Annotated in this window: 11 protein-coding genes; 5 read left to right on the plus strand and 6 right to left on the minus strand. The window is 70.9% G+C overall.

What is annotated here, in order from left to right:
* Together LAO51_17055 and LAO51_17060 are read left to right on the plus strand one after the other, a co-directional pair.
* The coding region (locus LAO51_17055; GenBank protein ID MBZ5640453.1) for a hypothetical protein at positions 1 to 899 on the plus strand (899 nt) is incomplete at its 5' end.
* A 37-nt stretch (positions 900 to 936) separates the two neighbouring features.
* Positions 937 to 2,298 (plus strand): class II fumarate hydratase, encoded by a 1,362-nt coding sequence (locus tag LAO51_17060; protein ID MBZ5640454.1) that lies wholly within the window; start codon positions 937 to 939, stop codon positions 2,296 to 2,298.
* Between the two features lie 5 nt (positions 2,299 to 2,303).
* On the opposite strand, the gene LAO51_17065 is transcribed toward LAO51_17060, so the two are convergent.
* The 3 genes from LAO51_17065 to LAO51_17075 all read right to left on the minus strand — a co-directional run bounded on the left by LAO51_17065 (position 2,304) and on the right by LAO51_17075 (position 5,031).
* On the minus strand, positions 2,304 to 2,768 hold the full coding sequence (locus tag LAO51_17065; GenBank protein MBZ5640455.1) for a hypothetical protein: 465 nt from the start codon (positions 2,766 to 2,768) through the stop codon (positions 2,304 to 2,306).
* 184 nt (positions 2,769 to 2,952) lie between these two features.
* Positions 2,953 to 4,596 (minus strand): FAD-binding oxidoreductase, encoded by a 1,644-nt coding sequence (locus LAO51_17070; protein ID MBZ5640456.1) that lies wholly within the window; start codon positions 4,594 to 4,596, stop codon positions 2,953 to 2,955.
* A 108-nt stretch (positions 4,597 to 4,704) separates the two neighbouring features.
* A complete protein-coding gene (locus tag LAO51_17075) occupies positions 4,705 to 5,031 on the minus strand; it encodes a hypothetical protein (GenBank protein MBZ5640457.1) in 327 nt (108 codons plus the stop codon).
* A 173-nt stretch (positions 5,032 to 5,204) separates the two neighbouring features.
* Between LAO51_17075 and LAO51_17080 the strand changes: the two genes are divergently transcribed.
* Positions 5,205 to 7,055, plus strand: coding sequence for a S8 family serine peptidase (locus LAO51_17080; protein ID MBZ5640458.1), 1,851 nt, complete (start codon positions 5,205 to 5,207; stop codon positions 7,053 to 7,055).
* Between the two features lie 22 nt (positions 7,056 to 7,077).
* On the opposite strand, the gene LAO51_17085 is transcribed toward LAO51_17080, so the two are convergent.
* Entirely contained in the window at positions 7,078 to 8,604 is a 1,527-nt protein-coding gene (locus tag LAO51_17085) for an aldehyde dehydrogenase family protein (GenBank protein ID MBZ5640459.1), read from the minus strand.
* A 138-nt stretch (positions 8,605 to 8,742) separates the two neighbouring features.
* Between LAO51_17085 and LAO51_17090 the strand changes: the two genes are divergently transcribed.
* Both LAO51_17090 and LAO51_17095 read left to right on the plus strand, forming a co-directional pair.
* The gene (locus tag LAO51_17090) at positions 8,743 to 12,360 is read left to right on the plus strand and encodes a multifunctional oxoglutarate decarboxylase/oxoglutarate dehydrogenase thiamine pyrophosphate-binding subunit/dihydrolipoyllysine-residue succinyltransferase subunit (protein ID MBZ5640460.1); all 3,618 of its coding nucleotides are present in this window, start codon (positions 8,743 to 8,745) and stop codon (positions 12,358 to 12,360) included.
* Positions 12,357 to 13,601, plus strand: a complete 1,245-nt coding sequence (locus LAO51_17095; protein MBZ5640461.1) for an NAD(P)/FAD-dependent oxidoreductase — start codon at positions 12,357 to 12,359, stop codon at positions 13,599 to 13,601. Before LAO51_17090 ends, LAO51_17095 begins: the two co-directional genes overlap by 4 nt.
* Before the next feature lie 14 nt (positions 13,602 to 13,615).
* Here the strand turns inward: LAO51_17095 and LAO51_17100 are convergent, their stop codons facing one another.
* Positions 13,616 to 14,422: a YwiC-like family protein gene (locus LAO51_17100; protein MBZ5640462.1), complete on the minus strand. Its 807-nt coding sequence runs from the start codon at positions 14,420 to 14,422 to the stop codon at positions 13,616 to 13,618.
* A gap of 28 nt (positions 14,423 to 14,450) precedes the next feature.
* Positions 14,451 to 14,693 (minus strand): efflux RND transporter permease subunit (locus LAO51_17105; protein ID MBZ5640463.1); only part of this gene is annotated, 243 nt, incomplete at its 5' end.

Raw genomic sequence — 14,693 nt, forward strand, 5'->3', positions numbered from 1 at the left:
GCGCCATCCGCCGCCACGCGAGATCCGCGCCGCGCGGACCGTTCATCGCGCGGGGCGCCATGGTCGCTTCGGCGTTCGCCCTCTACCTCGGCCTCCGCGGCGCGGCCGTGGGCTTCGCCCCCCATGCCCCCCCGGCGGTGGACAACCCGCTCGTCTCGGCGGACGCCGCCACGCGCGTCGCGAACGCGGTGCTGCTGCTGGGAAAGTACGCGCTCAAGATGCTCCTGCCGCTGCGGCTGACCACGGAATACGGGTTCGCCGAAACGCAGGTCGTGCCGCTCCTCCCGTGGGGCGCCGCAGCGGCGCTCGGACTGGTCGCGGCGTGGACCGGGGCGCTGGTCGTTCTCGCGCGCAAGGTCTCGGCCGCGGCGGCGTTCCTCTGGGCGTGGGTCCCTCTGGCGTTCGCGGTGACCGGCAACGTCCTGTTCCCGATCGGAACGATCTTCGGCGAGCGTCTCGCGTATCTCCCGCTCCTCGGCGCCTGCGGCCTCGCAGGGCTCGGTCTTGCGGCCCTCCGGACCCGGGTGTGGCGACGGTCGATCGCCGTCGCGACGGTGCTCGCCGTCGCTTCGCTCAGAACCGCAGCGCGAGGGTACGACTTCCGCAGCCTGGCGAGCTTCCATGAGGCGACGGCCCGTGCCTCCCCCCGCTCGGCCAAGGCGCTCTTGAACCTCGGACGAACGCGCCTCGAGGTGCAGCGCCGCCCCCAGGAGGCAGCGGAGATCCTCGAGCGCGCCGCGCTTCTCCTGCCCGACGACCCTCGGACGCTTCGGCTTCTGTCAAGTGCTTATGACGCGATGAACCGGACCGAGTTGGCGGCCGAGTTCCGACGGCGGGCCGAGGCGGCGGAGCGCCGCTCCGGCTCGGACGGCGACTCGAGACCGCTAGGAGGCTCCTGACGTGACCACCCCGGGCAACAGGATCGAGCGGGATTCGATGGGGGAGATCGAGGTGCCGGCGGAGGCGTACTACGGCGCCTCGACGCGGCGCGCGGTCCTCAACTTCCCGATCAGCGGCGTGGCCATGCCACGGAGGTTCGTGCGGGCCCTCGGGCTGATCAAGTGGGCGGCGGCGAAGGCGAACCGGGACCTCGGCCTCCTCGATTTCCGCGTCGCCGACGCGATCGCCGAGGCCGCCGAGGAGGTCGCTGAGGGGCGCCACGACGCCGATTTCGCCGTGGACGTGTTCCAGACGGGATCCGGCACATCGACGAACATGAACGCGAACGAGGTGATCGCGAACCGGGCGGCGGAGATCCTCGGCGCGCCGAGGGGGTCACGGGGGACCGTCCACCCCAACGACCACGTGAACCTCTCGCAGTCGAGCAACGACGTCATCCCGACCGCGCTGCATCTGTCGGCGCTCCTCGCGCTCGACGAGGTGCTGGAGCCCGCGGTGCGCCTGCTCCAATCCGACCTCGAGGCGAAGTCGCGCGAGACCTGGGAGGTGATCAAAACCGGACGGACCCATCTGCAGGACGCGACGCCGATCCGGATGGGCCAGGTCATGAGAGGGTACGCCGACCAGATGGAGCTGGCCTTGAAGCGCCTCTCCCACGCCCGCGAGGAACTGGCCCCGGTCGCCCTGGGAGGCACCGCGGTCGGGACGGGCGTCAATACCCATCGCGAGTTCGCGGGCCGCGTCTGCGCCCAGGTGTCCGCCTGGACGGGTGTGACGATCCGCGAGACCGCGCATCACGTTCAGGCGCAGGCCACCCTCGACGCCGCCCTCGAGGCCTCGGCCTCGGTCCGGACCGTCGCGGTCAGCCTGCTCAAGATCGCCAACGACGTGCGGCTGATGGCCTCCGGCCCGCGCTGCGGCCTCGGCGAGATCGCGATTCCGGAGGTGCAGCCCGGCAGCTCGATCATGCCGGGGAAGGTCAACCCCGTGATCGCGGAGGCCCTGATCCAGGCGTCGGCGGAGGCTATAGCCGCCGACCAGGCGGTGCTCCAGGCGGCGGAGTGGAGCTTCTTCGAGCTGAACACGATGATGCCCCTGGCGGCGCACCGCCTGGTGCGGGGCATCGAGATCCTGGGGAACGCCGCGCGCAACTTCGCCGAAAGGTGCGTCCGAGGACTCCGCGCGACCGACCGGGGCCCCGAGATGGTCGAGCGCGGGCTCGCCATCGTGACGGGGCTCGCGCCGCTCGTCGGCTACGACAAGGCCGCCGCGATCGCACAGGAAGCGGCGCGCACGGGACGGACCATCCGGGAGATCGCCGCGGAAACCACCTCCCTCACGAAGGAACAGCTCGACGCGGCCCTCGACCCGTTCGCGATGACGGAGCCGCGACGGTGACGCCGCTACCGGCCGGCGCGCTTTCGAGCCGTCCGCGCCACCGCCACCGGCGGGGCGGCCGCCGGTCCCGAGGCCTTCTGGTGGAACGCCTTGATCTGCTCCGGAGTGAACTTGTTCAACCGGATCACCTTCGCCTCGCTCCGGACGAGCTCCGGCACGATGTTCCTCGCGGACGCCTCGTCCGGGGCCTCGACGAACATGTACCCCGTGTGGTCGCCTGCCTTGCACCCCCAGTCGGCCATCGCCAGGAACTGAGGCTCCTTCGCAGCCATGTCGTCCAGCACCGAGAGGCACTGCGCGGCGGTGTGCGGCGAGATGATGAGGAACCTCTCGAGGGAATCCTTGGACGCGCTGGCGTCCTTCGCTGTCTCCTTGGTCTGCGGCGCCGCAAAGGACGGCGCGGCGACGGCGACCGCCAGGACGATGGCCGCAATGACGACGCCCGAAAACGTGGAGGACTTCGGTTTCATGGGAACCTCCGAATCGACAACCCTGTCCCGTCCCGAGAGCCGGGAGAAGTCGGCACGCTGTACGTGCTTCGAGTTAGTGGACTAAAATAGTCCACTAAAGAACGTACGCCCGGTGTCCCGCGCCGTCAAGCCGTTCTTCCCCGGCCCTTGGCGGCGAATACGGTAAAGTCCTGGATCCGGGGAGCTACAGGCCACGCGCCGGGAAGAGCACCCCGGGCGCGAACCGCCAATCCGGATCGAGCGCGGCCTTGATCGCCCGCATCGAGGCGACGGCGCCGTCGCCGAGGAAACGGCGCAACATCTCCTGCTTGACGAGGCTCTTGCCGACCCCGTGCTCCGACAGCGGCGCGCCCCCGCGCCTCACCGCCTCGTCCCCGAACTCGAGCAGCGCGTCCGCCGCACGACGCGCCTCGTCCGCCGACCGCGGGAGCGCGTTGGGGTGGAGGTTCCCGTCGGACACGTGTCCCCAGATCGCGAACTCCAGGCCGCGCCGCGAGAACCCCTCGCCGTAGATTCGCAGCATTTCGCGGAGGTGCTCGAAAGGAACGATCAGGTCGCCGCCTACCTTCGTCGCGCCCGGATCGCCCAGACGCCGACCCGCCAGGATCTCGTTGACCCGCTTCGGAACCGCCTCGCGGAACTCGTGCAGAGCTTCGCGTCTCGCGTCGTCCTCTGGAAACGCCAGATCCAGCGTCTCCAGAGCGCCGTGGCCCGCCAGGATCCTGAGCAACCGCACGAGCGGAGCGTCCGGCGCGACCACGTCTTCTTCGAGAAAGGCCGCGAGCAGGTTCTGCGCCTCGTCGTTGCCGATCCGCTCGGGAAGCTCCAGCTCGAACAGCAAACACGCGCCGGCGCTCTCCGGGATCGCCACCCGGAGCTTGCGGGCGTCGCCGTGCTCGCGGAGAAGCGCGAGCGCGCGACCGTCCATGAGCTCGATCGCACGGACGTCCGGCCCGGCGGAATCGTCCCGCGCGCGTGCGTGCGTCGCCCTCGCCCTCAAGTCGGCGGAGATCGAGAGGGCGGCGTCAAGGTCGCCGGGAAACACGAGCCCGGTGACGACGGCGGGAGGCGCGGGGACCAGATCCACGGTCGCCTCGGTGATCAGTCCCAGCGTGCCCTCGGAGCCCACGAAGAGGTCCACGAGGTCCAGCGGGTCGGAGGAGTGGTACCCGGCGGAGATCTTCTTGAGATCGGGAAGGCTCCACTCGGGCACCGGGACGTCGAGCCTCGTCCCGTCCGACAGGAGGACCCGGAAGACCTGGCCGCGGCGGGCGACCGACTGGCCCCGCTCGAGGACCAGGAGGTCACCGTTGAAGAGCAGGACTCTGAGCCCGTGGACCCACTGCCGCGTGACCCCGTACTTGAAGGTCGCGGCGCCGCCCGCGTTCGTCGAGACCGTTCCGCCGAGCATCGCTTCCTGGTAGGTCGGCACCGGGGGGTAGTAGTAGCCGCGCGAGGCGAGCTCGCGTTGCAGATCCTTGAGCCGGACGCCGGCTCCCGCCGAGACCCGGGCGCCGCCCGCGCTCCGCTCGATCGGTCCGATCCGGTCGAGCTTCTCGACCGAGAGCACCACCTCGCCCTCGGGCACGGCGCCGCCGGTGAGCGAGGAGCGCGCCGCCTGGGGCAGCACCGCCACTCCGCGTCCCGCCGTCGCGCGCAGGAACGCGGCCGCTTCCCGTTCGCTCGAAGGGCGAAGCAGCCCCGCGGCCCGGCCCGGCGGATTTCCGGACGCGTCTTCCAGGTAGGCCTCGAGGATGGCGGGGTCCCGGACCGGCTCGGGACTCGGAGCGTCGGGTGGAGCGTAGGCCTGGACGAGCACGTCGGTCATCGCTCCGACCTCCCGATCCGAAATGGAAATCGGCGGCGCGCCGACCCCCCGACGCTCATGGTCGAGAGTTCCGGCGGGGGAGTCAAGAGCGAGGGCGGAGGGATTCGCTTACGCGGGCGGCGCCGCGACCGGTCGCGGCTTCATCAGTCGGAAGACCCCCCAGACCACGAGCGCTCCGAGCAACAGGGGTGTGAGAGGTAGCAACAGCGCGGCGCCGATCAGCAGCGCCGAGGCCAACACGAGCCCCCCCGCGAGCACCGCGACCACCGCCGCCAATCCTGCGAGGCCTACCCCGAGCCCGATCAAGACCCCCACGATCTTGAACGGGATCAGGAGGATGTGGAAGAGCAGCCTCAGGATGAGGCCCACGAGCAGGAGCGGCAGGAGGATCACCAGGCCGAAGAGGAACATCCCGCCGACCAACATGCCGATCATCGCCGCCTCCTCCGGCCGGCGCCCGGCGCCCGGACGGGTGCCCGGCTCGGCCCCCAGGAGAATAGGATACGGCTTACCGGCCGCCCGGGTTCCGGGACTGCGTTGACAGGCGACCTGCGTCAACGTACAGGGAGGGGGGTCGATGTGGGTCGGCGGCGACGGAGGAAAGCCTCGTGACGAGATGGATCCGGGTTCCGCGGATGCTCGCGCTGGCGCTCGCTGCGTTGCTCCTCGTCGTGGCCGCGGGCGCCGCACCGGAGTCGTCGCCACCCCCTGACGCGAGGATCGATCCCTGGCTCCTCATCCACCTCGAGGACACGGTCGCGGATTCGTTCCTGGTCCTATTCGACCGCTCCGACACGCTCCGATCGGCCCTGGCGTCGGCGAGAGGAAAGGGCCGCCCCGGTCGATCGGTCTACGATCTCCTGCGCGCTCGTGCGCGCAACGCTCAGTCCTCCGTCCGGGCCTGGCTGGACGGGAGAGGGATCGCGTACCGGCCGCTGTACATCGTGAACGGGCTCGAGGTCACGGGAGACCTGAGGGTGGCCCGGACCCTCGCGGCACGCCCCGACGTCGTCCGGATCGTCGGGAACCCGTCGGTTCGGGGGATCGAGGCGGGGTCCCTCTCCCCGCTCCTGACGTGCGGACTCCCCTACGGCCTTCAAACGATCCACGCGAGTCAGGTCTGGACCCAGGACGGCGCCAGCGGTCAGGGGGTCGTGGTCGCGTCGGCCGACACGGGAGTCCAGTGGGACCATCCTGCGCTCATCGGCAATTACCGCGGTTGGGACGGCCAGGCGGCCCATCATGACTTCAACTGGCACGACGCGATCCAGGACCTCCCGGCGCCGTTCGACGACCACGGTCACGGCACCCACACCACGGGCACCATGGTCGGCGACAGCGGAACGGGCGAGCAGGTCGGGGTGGCGCCGGGGGCCCGCTGGATCGCCTGCCGCAACATGGACCACGGGAACGGCCGTCCCTCGACCTACCTCGAGTGCAACCAGTTCTTCCTCGCCCCGTACCCGCACGGCGGCGACCCCGAGGTGGACGGCGATCCGTCCCGAGCCCCCGACGTGATCAACAACTCCTGGACCTGCCCGCCGTCCGAGGGGTGCGATCCCCTGGTGCTCGAGGACAGCTTCGCGACGCTTCAAGCGGCGGGGATCCTGCCGGTGGCGGCCGCGGGGAACAGCGGTTCGTCGTGCTCCACGGTGAGTGACCCGCCCGCGATCTACCAAGAAGCGTTCGTGGCCGGCGCAACCGATTCGTCGAACACGCTGGCGTCGTTCTCGTCGCGAGGGCCGGTCACCTCGGACGGGAGTGGCCGTATCCGCCCGGACGTGGCCGCGCCCGGAGTCGCCGTCTGCTCCTCGCTCCCCACCAACTCCTACGGGAGCTTCAGCGGGACGAGCATGGCGAGCCCGCACACCGCCGGGACCGCCGCGCTCCTCTGGTCGGCGCGGCCCCAGCTCAAGAACCTGGTGGGGATCACGCGTTGCGTCCTGAGCCGCTCCACGAACCCCTCGGTGCGCCTCTCGTTCTCGCAGTCGTGCGGCGGCACGACGAGCGACATGCGTCCCAACAACATGTTCGGGTGGGGACTCGTGGACGCCTACGCCGCGGTCCACTTCGGACCCGACGGCGACGCCGACGGGGTCGCGGACGCGTGCGACTGTGCGCCGTCCGACGCCGGCTCGTACGACGCGCCGGGCGAGCTGCACGCGCTGACGTTCGCCGACGCATCGACGGTCGAGTGGGAGTCGCTCTCGCGGGAGGCCGGCAACGGCACGGTTTACGATCTCCTGCGCGGGAGCCTCGTCGACCTGGCGAGCGCGGGAACGATCGCGAGCGCGACGTGCCTCGCGGACGGGTCGGCGGCGAGCTCCTTCGCCGACGCCACGATTCCTGCTCCGGAACAGGGGTACTACTACGTCGCGCGGGCCCGGAACGGGTGCGGCTCGGGGGACTGGGGCGACGACTCCACGGGGAAGCCGAGGTCCCACGCCGACTGCCCCTGACCGACCGCCGCGCGGCGGCCGATCACAGGTCGAACTTCACGGCCTGAGCGAGCGGAAGCTCGCGCCCCCAGTTGATCGTGTTGGTCTGCCGACGCATGTAGTGCTTCCACGAATCGGAGCCGGACTCGCGACCGCCGCCGGTGTCCTTCTCGCCCCCGAACGCCCCGCCGATCTCGGCGCCCGACGTCCCGATGTTCACGTTCGCGATTCCGCAGTCGCTCCCGCGGTGGGAGAGAAACGTCTCGGCCGAGATCAGGCTGGCGGTGAAGATCGCCGACGAGAGACCCTGCGGCACGTCGTTGTGGAGCGCGATCGCCTCCTCCAGGGTGTCCACCTCGTAGACGTAGAGGATCGGAGCGAAGGTCTCGTCCTTCGCGACCTCGAGCCCCTTCTGCGCCCTCACGAGGGTCGGCTCGACGAAGTACCCGGGCCGGTCCAGCCTCTTCCCGCCGCAGAGCACGGCGCCCCCCTCGTCCTTCACGCGTTCGAGGGCCGCCATCATGATGTCCACCGCTTCCCCGTCGATCAGCGGGCCCATCAGGGTATTCTCGTCCAGCGGATCTCCGATTCGGACCCCTCGATAGGCCGCGACGAGTCGCTCGGTCAGGTCCTTCGCGATCCCCCTCTGGACGATCACCCGTCGCGTCGAAGTGCAGCGCTGACCCGCGGTCCCCACCGCACCGAACAGGATCGCCCGGACCGCCAGGTCGAGGCTCGCGTCGTCCATCACGACGATCGCGTTGTTCCCGCCCAGCTCCAGGATCGTCCTGCCGAGCCGCTCGCCCACGACCCTCGCGATCCGCCGCCCCATCCGGCACGAGCCGGTGGCGGAGATCATCGGGATCCTCCGGTCGTGGAGCATCGTTTCCCCCACGTCCTTCCCGCGGCCGATGACGAGGCCGAACACTCCCTCGAGGCCGTTGCGCTTCATCACCTCGTTGCAGATGTTCTGGACGGCCACGGCGGTGAGCGGGGTCTTGGACGACGGCTTCCAGATCATCGTGTCGCCGCAGACCGCCGCGATGGCCGCGTTCCACGACCAGACCGCCACCGGGAAATTGAACGCGCTGACGATCCCGATGGGGCCCAGAGGGTGCCACTGCTCGTACATCCGGTGCATCGGCCGCTCGGAGTGCATCGTGAGCCCGTAGAGCTGCCGGGACAGGCCGACGGCGAAGTCGCAGATGTCGATCATCTCCTGGACCTCGCCCAGCCCCTCGGAGAGGATCTTGCCGGCCTCGAGGGAGACGAGCCTTCCGAGGTGCACCTTGTTCCTGCGGAGCTCATCCCCGAGCTGCCGGATGATCTCGCCTCGCTTCGGCGCGGGGGTCATCCGCCACGACCCGAACGCCTTCAGAGCTTCGGCGGCCACGTGCTCGTAGTCGTCGGAAGTGGCCTGCCGGACCGCGGCGATCGGCTCGCCGGTGGTGGGATTGAAGGACACGAGCTCGGGACCGCGGGTCTCGATCCAGGAGCCCGTGCACGCGCCCGGGCTCAACGCGCGGACTCCGAGTGCCTCGAGCAGTGAATTGGCCGTCTTCGCCGTCATGGGAGATCTCCGAGAGGGAATAGGGACTCGATCGCCGCTGGCGAGCTTCCAGTCTATCAAACCGCCGGCGAGACGTCAGGTCGCCGCTGGGGCACGTCCCCGCCCCGCGGCAGGCCGTGTGGCGGTACGATAGGCGCCATGAGCACGTTCGGGACGAACATCGGCTACGTCGACGAGTTGTACGCCCGCTACCTCGCGAATCCCGACTCGGTGAGCGAGGCGTGGAGGGAGTTCTTCACGGACTACCGTCCGGCCGCCGGACCGGTCCGCCCGGCGCCCGCCGCCACGCCGTCCGGTGACCTGCCCCCCGTGGCGCCGAACGCCGCCGTCGAGGAGCCACCGCCGGGAGCCGCGCCGCTCCAGGCCGCTGCCGCCCGAATCGCCGACAACATGGAGGCGAGTCTCGGGATCCCCGTCGCGACGTCCGTCCGGACGATCCCCGTGAAGCTCCTCGAGGAGAATCGCGGGCTCATCAACCAGCACCGGGCAGCGCACGCGCTACCCAAGGTGTCCTACACCCACCTGATCGCCTGGGCGGTCGTCCGGGCCGTCGAGCGACACCCCTCGATGAACGCGCGCTTCGCCGCGGCCGGCGGGAAGCCGTACCGGGTGTCCCCCGGCCCGGTCCACCTCGGACTCGCCGTCGACCTCGAGCGACGAGGGGAGCGGATCCTCGTCGTTCCCAACCTCCGGGACGCCGGAGCCCTGGATTTCGCGTCGTTCGCATCGGCTTGCGACGAACTCGTCGCGCGGGCGCGCCTGGGGCGGCTCGCGATCGAGGATCTCGAGGGGACCACGATCACGCTCACGAACCCGGGAACCCTCGGGACCGCGCTCTCGGTCCCTCGGCTCATGCCAGGTCAGGGGGCCATCGTCGCCACCGGGACGATCGGATACCCGGCTCAATACGCGGGCATGGCCCCCGACGTGATCGCCGACATCGGCCTCTCGAAAGTCATGACGGTCACGAGCACCTACGACCACCGGATCATCCAGGGCGCGGAGTCCGGGTCCTTCCTCGCGACCCTCGAGGCCTTGCTCCTCGGCGGGCACGACTTCTACGATCGGATCTTCCGCGAACTCGAGGTGCCCCACGAGCCGGTGCGCTGGTCCGGCGATCGAGGCCCCGGACTCGGAGCCGCCCCGGACGCTTCCAAGGCGGTGGAGAAGCAAGCCCGGGTGATCCAGCTGATCCGGTCCTATCGGGTGCGCGGCCACCTCGCGGCGCACCTCGATCCGCTCGGGACCGAGCCGTCGCCGCAGCCGGAGCTCGAGCTGTCCGAGTACGGCCTCACGCTGTGGGATCTCGATCGGAGGTTCATCGCGGGTGGACTGGCGGGCGAGAGCGGGCTGCTGAAGCTGAGGCAGATTCTCGAGATCCTGCGGGAGACCTACTGCCGGCACGTCGGCGTCGAGTTCTACCACATCCCCGAGCCCGAGGTCCGCCGCTGGCTCGAGCGGCGGATGGAGAGCACGCGGAACGCCGAGCCGTTGTCCCGGGGGATGCAGTCGCGGGCCCTCGAGAAGCTGAACGCCGCCGAGGCCTTCGAGCGCTTTCTCCACGCGACCTACGTGGGACACAAGCGGTTCTCGCTGGAGGGGGCCGAGACCCTGATCCCGGCGCTCGACGCGCTGCTGAGCGACGCCGTGCAGGAAGGGATCGAGGAGGCGGTCGTCGGCATGGCCCACCGCGGACGCCTCAACGTCCTCGCGAACATCGTGGGGAAGCCCTACGGCGAGATCTTCCGCGAGTTCGAGGGGACCGTGGACCCGGAGAGCCGGGAAGGCACGGGCGACGTGAAGTACCACCTCGGCGCCCGCGGCCTCCATCGCTCGCCGGACGGCCGCAAGATGGACGTCGTCGTGGCTTCGAATCCGAGCCATCTCGAGGCGGTGGACCCGGTGGTCGAGGGGATGGCGCGGGCGCGCCAGGACCGTCTCGGCGAGGGCGTGGGGAGATCGAAGGTGCTCCCCGTTCTGATCCACGGGGACGCGGCGTTCGCCGGCCAGGGGGTGGTGGCGGAGACGCTGAACCTCTCGCAGCTCAAGGGGTACCGCACCGGCGGGACGGTCCACCTCGTGGTGAACAACCAGATCGGATTCACCACGGGACCCGGGGAGGCGAGATCCTCGCCGTACGCCACGGACGTCGCGAAGACCGTCCGGGCGCCGATCTTCCACGTGAACGGGGACCACCCCGAGGACGCGATCCGGGCGGTCCGTCTCGCGCTCGCGTTCCGCCAGGAGTTCCGCCGCGACGTCGTGGTGGACCTGGTCTGCTACAGGCGCTGGGGGCACAACGAGTCCGACGATCCGTCGTACACCCATCCGATCCTCTACGCGAAGATCGGGAAGCACCGGTCCGTCCGGAAGCTGTACACCGAGCAGCTGCTGAGACGAGGCGACCTCGGCCCGGGGGAGGCCGAGGCCGCGCTCGCCGATTTCAGGGATCGCCTCGACCGGGCGTTCGAGGAGGTGCGCCGCGCGCGGGCCGACGCCGACGCCGCAGCCCGCCCCGAGCTGGAATCCCTCGAGGGGATCGTGCGGCCGCACGCGGAGACCGCGGTGCCGCGCCCGGTGCTCGAGAGGGTCCGGGAGGGGCTCGACCGCGTTCCGGACGGATTCGAGGTCCATCCGAAGCTGGCGAAGCAGCTCGCGAGGCGCAAGGAGGAATTTCACGAGGACCGGGTCGACTGGGCGCTCGCCGAGGCCCTCGCGTTCGGCTCGCTCGTGCTCGAGGGGACCGCCGTGCGGCTGTCCGGTCAGGACAGCGGTCGCGGCACCTTCAGTCAGCGGCACGCGATCCTCCACGACCATCGCACCGCGATTCCCCATGTCCCGCTCGCGCACCTCGCCGACGGCCAGGCGCCGTTCCAGGTTCACGACAGCCTGCTGTCGGAATTCGCGGTGCTCGGGTTCGAGTACGGCTACAGCGTCGAATCGCCGGGGACGCTGGTCCTCTGGGAGGCGCAATTCGGGGACTTCGCCAACGGCGCGCAGGTCGTGATCGACCAGTTCATCGCCGCCGCCGAGGAGAAGTGGGCTCAGAGGAGCGATCTCGCGCTCCTCCTGCCGCACGGGTACGAGGGTCAGGGGCCCGAGCACTCGAGCGCGAGGGTCGAGCGGTTCCTGCAGCTCTCGGCCCGCGGCAACATCCAGGTCGCGAGCCCCAGCACCCCCTCCCAGTACTTCCACCTGCTCCGGCGTCAGGTCCGCAGGTCCGAGCGGAAGCCCCTGGTCGTTCTCACGCCGAAGAGCCTTCTGCGGCACCGCGAGGCGGTCTCCCCCGTCACGGCGTTCTCCTCCGGGACGTTCGAGGAGGTCCTCGACGACCGGGCCCTCGCCGAACCCGCGCGGGTGCTCAGGGTCGCCCTCTCGGCCGGGAAGGTCTTCTACGATCTCGACGCGCATCGTCGCGAGGCCGGGGATCACGACACCGCGCTGGTGCGGATCGAGCAGCTCTACCCCTTCCCTGCCGCGCAGGTCAAAGCAGCGCTCGCGCGCTACCCGGCGGCAACCGACGTGGTCTGGGTCCAAGAGGAGCCGCGGAACATGGGGGCCTGGGAGTTCCTCGACGGGCGCCTCGCGGAGTGTCTCGCCGACCGCCAGGCGCTGCGCTATGCCGGCCGTCCGCGCAGCGGAAGTCCCGCGACCGGGTCGTTCAAGCGGCATCTCGCGGAGCAGCGGGCCCTGGTGCTCGACGCCTTCGGCGCCGTCCGGGTCGCGAGCCCCGCCTCGCGGACCCACGGGTCTTGAGCGGCGCTCCCCCTCGGGTCGTCGTGGTGGGGGCCGGATTCGGCGGCCTGAGCGCCGCTCGAGCGCTCCGTCACGCTCCGGTGGAAGTGGTGCTCCTCGACCGGAGGAATTACCATCTGTTCCAGCCGCTGCTCTACCAGGTGGCCACCGCGGGGCTGACGCCCGGCGAGATCGCCTACCCGGTGCGCGCGATCTTCCGCCGCCAGAGGAACCTGGAGTTCCGCGTCGCGGAGGTGACGGGAATCGATCTCGGGCGGCGCGAGGTCGAGACGGGCGACGGCGCGGTCCGTTACGACTACCTCGTTCTCGCCATCGGCGCCGAGACGGACTTCTTCGGCCTCGAGTCGGTGCGCCGTCATGCGTTCGGCCTCAAGGACGTGGACGATGCCGTCGCGCTCCGGAACCACGTGCTGACGTGCTTCGAGCGGGCGGCGGTGGAGCGCGAGCCCTCGCGCCGCCGTGCGGAGCTGACCTTCGCCGTGGCCGGCGGCGGACCGACCGGCGTCGAGACGGCCGGCGCGCTGTCCGAGCTGATCCGCCTCGTGCTGGCCCGGGACTTCACGCGGCTCGACCTCGGGGAGGTCCGGGTCGTGCTGGTCGAGGCGTCGCCGCGCCTGCTACCGGGCATGCCGGACGACCTGAGCGCGGTGGCCGTCGCCAGCCTCGGAAGGAAGCGCGTCGAGGTGTGGCTCGGGACGGCGGTCGAGGATTACGACGGGGAGCGTGTGCGGCTCGCCGGCGGGGAGACGCTCGACGCCAGGACCCTGGTCTGGGCCGCCGGAGCCCGGGCCGCGGGGCTCGCCGGGCGGCTCTCCCTCGCGACCGGTCGCGCCGGGCGGATCCGGGTGGATCCGACGCTGGAGCTCCCCGGCCACGCCGGCGCGTTCGTGATCGGCGACGCCGCCTATCTCGAGGCGGAGGGCGCGCCGTTTCCGATGATGGCGCCCGTGGCCATGCAGATGGGCGACCTCGCGGCCCGGAACGTCGTGCGCCGGGCCGCAGGCCAGGAGCCGATCCCGTTCCGCTACCGTGACCCGGGCTCCCTCGCGACCATCGGCCGGAACTCCGCAGGGGCGTACATCCACGGCTTGAAGTTCCGGGGGTTCGCGGCGTGGGTCGTGTGGCTCCTGGTTCACCTCATCCGCCTCATCGGCTTCCGGAACCGGATCGTCGTGCTGGTGAACTGGGCCTGGGACTACTTCTTCTACGAGAGCGCCGTCCGATTGATCACGCGCGATTGAGAATTCGGGCCCAGTCAACGGACGAGCGCGGCGATCGCGATCGCCGAGAACGTCGCCGCGACCCACGCCTCGCGCCAACCGAGGGCGCGGACGTTCCGTGGTGGCGACGAGAGACCCCACGCGACCCTCGCCAGGACGGGGACGAACGCCACGAGCGTGCCCGCCGGAATCCAGCTCGCGGCCCAGAGCCCGATGAGCAACACGGCGAGCGCCGCGTGCGCGCCGAGACATCCCAGGACCGCGGTCCGGCGCCTCGTTCCCAGGAGCACGAAGGCGCGGACGAACGCCGCCGTCGATGCAAAGTAGGCGAGGGACAGGAGGCCGAGCCCGGCGGCTCGCGCTCCAACCGGCTGCCCCGCGAGCGCGAGCACGAGGGGCGCCCCCGCTGCCAGCGCCCCCATCCCGACGATCTCCGCCCCAAGCGTCCGGTCCTTCCGGAACAACGCCAGAGCGCCGTGGGCGGCGCCGAGGAGGAGCACAATCGAGCCGACCGCGAGGGCGGCGGGGCGGGCGGGCGGATCCGCCGCAGCCGCCGCCGCCACGAACCCCGCCGCGGCTCCCGCCGCGTAGATCGAGGCCCAGACCGCCCTGCGCTCCAGATAGCCCGGCGGCGACGCCTTGCGTTCCGCAACGCGCACCGCCGCGGGCAGCGCGGCGGCGCGCGCGAGGAACAGGACGATCATCGCCGGGGGCACCAGGAGGGACGCGGCACGAGGAGGTCCCGCGGCGGCGAGGCCCAGCAGCAGCGGGATCGCCAGCATGACCCACGCGCCGTGCTCGGGCGGGAGCGGCGGCGGCTTCCAAGAGGACGGGACGCTCACCGGGCCCTCCCGGACCGCACGGGACGTCCTACGCTTCTGCGGCCTTTCTCTCCCGGCCGGTGAGGAACCAGAGCCACCCGCCGAGCCTCTCCTGCAGGGTGTCCATGTAGGTGTAGATCACGGGCGTCACGAAGAGCGTCAGCGACTGCGAGACCAGGAGGCCGCCCACCACGGCGAGACCCAGCGGGCGTCGCGCCTCCGCGCCGGCGCCGAAGCCGAGGGCGATGGGGAGCGTGCCGAAGAGCGCCGCCATGGTGGTCATCATGATGGG

Source organism: Terriglobia bacterium (assembly GCA_020073205.1).
Taxonomy (GTDB): Bacteria; Acidobacteriota; Polarisedimenticolia; order Polarisedimenticolales; family JAIQFR01; genus JAIQFR01.

Bases quoted from the DNA above. Each gene is read 5' to 3' on its own strand.
- LAO51_17060 (MBZ5640454.1), top strand. From the start codon at position 937: ATGGGGGAGATCGAGGTGCCGGCGGAGGCGTACTACGGCGCCTCGACG.
- LAO51_17065 (MBZ5640455.1), bottom strand. From the start codon at position 2,768: ATGAAACCGAAGTCCTCCACGTTTTCGGGCGTCGTCATTGCGGCCATC.
- LAO51_17070 (MBZ5640456.1), bottom strand. From the start codon at position 4,596: ATGACCGACGTGCTCGTCCAGGCCTACGCTCCACCCGACGCTCCGAGT.
- LAO51_17075 (MBZ5640457.1), bottom strand. From the start codon at position 5,031: ATGATCGGCATGTTGGTCGGCGGGATGTTCCTCTTCGGCCTGGTGATC.
- LAO51_17085 (MBZ5640459.1), bottom strand. From the start codon at position 8,604: ATGACGGCGAAGACGGCCAATTCACTGCTCGAGGCACTCGGAGTCCGC.
- LAO51_17090 (MBZ5640460.1), top strand. From the start codon at position 8,743: ATGAGCACGTTCGGGACGAACATCGGCTACGTCGACGAGTTGTACGCC.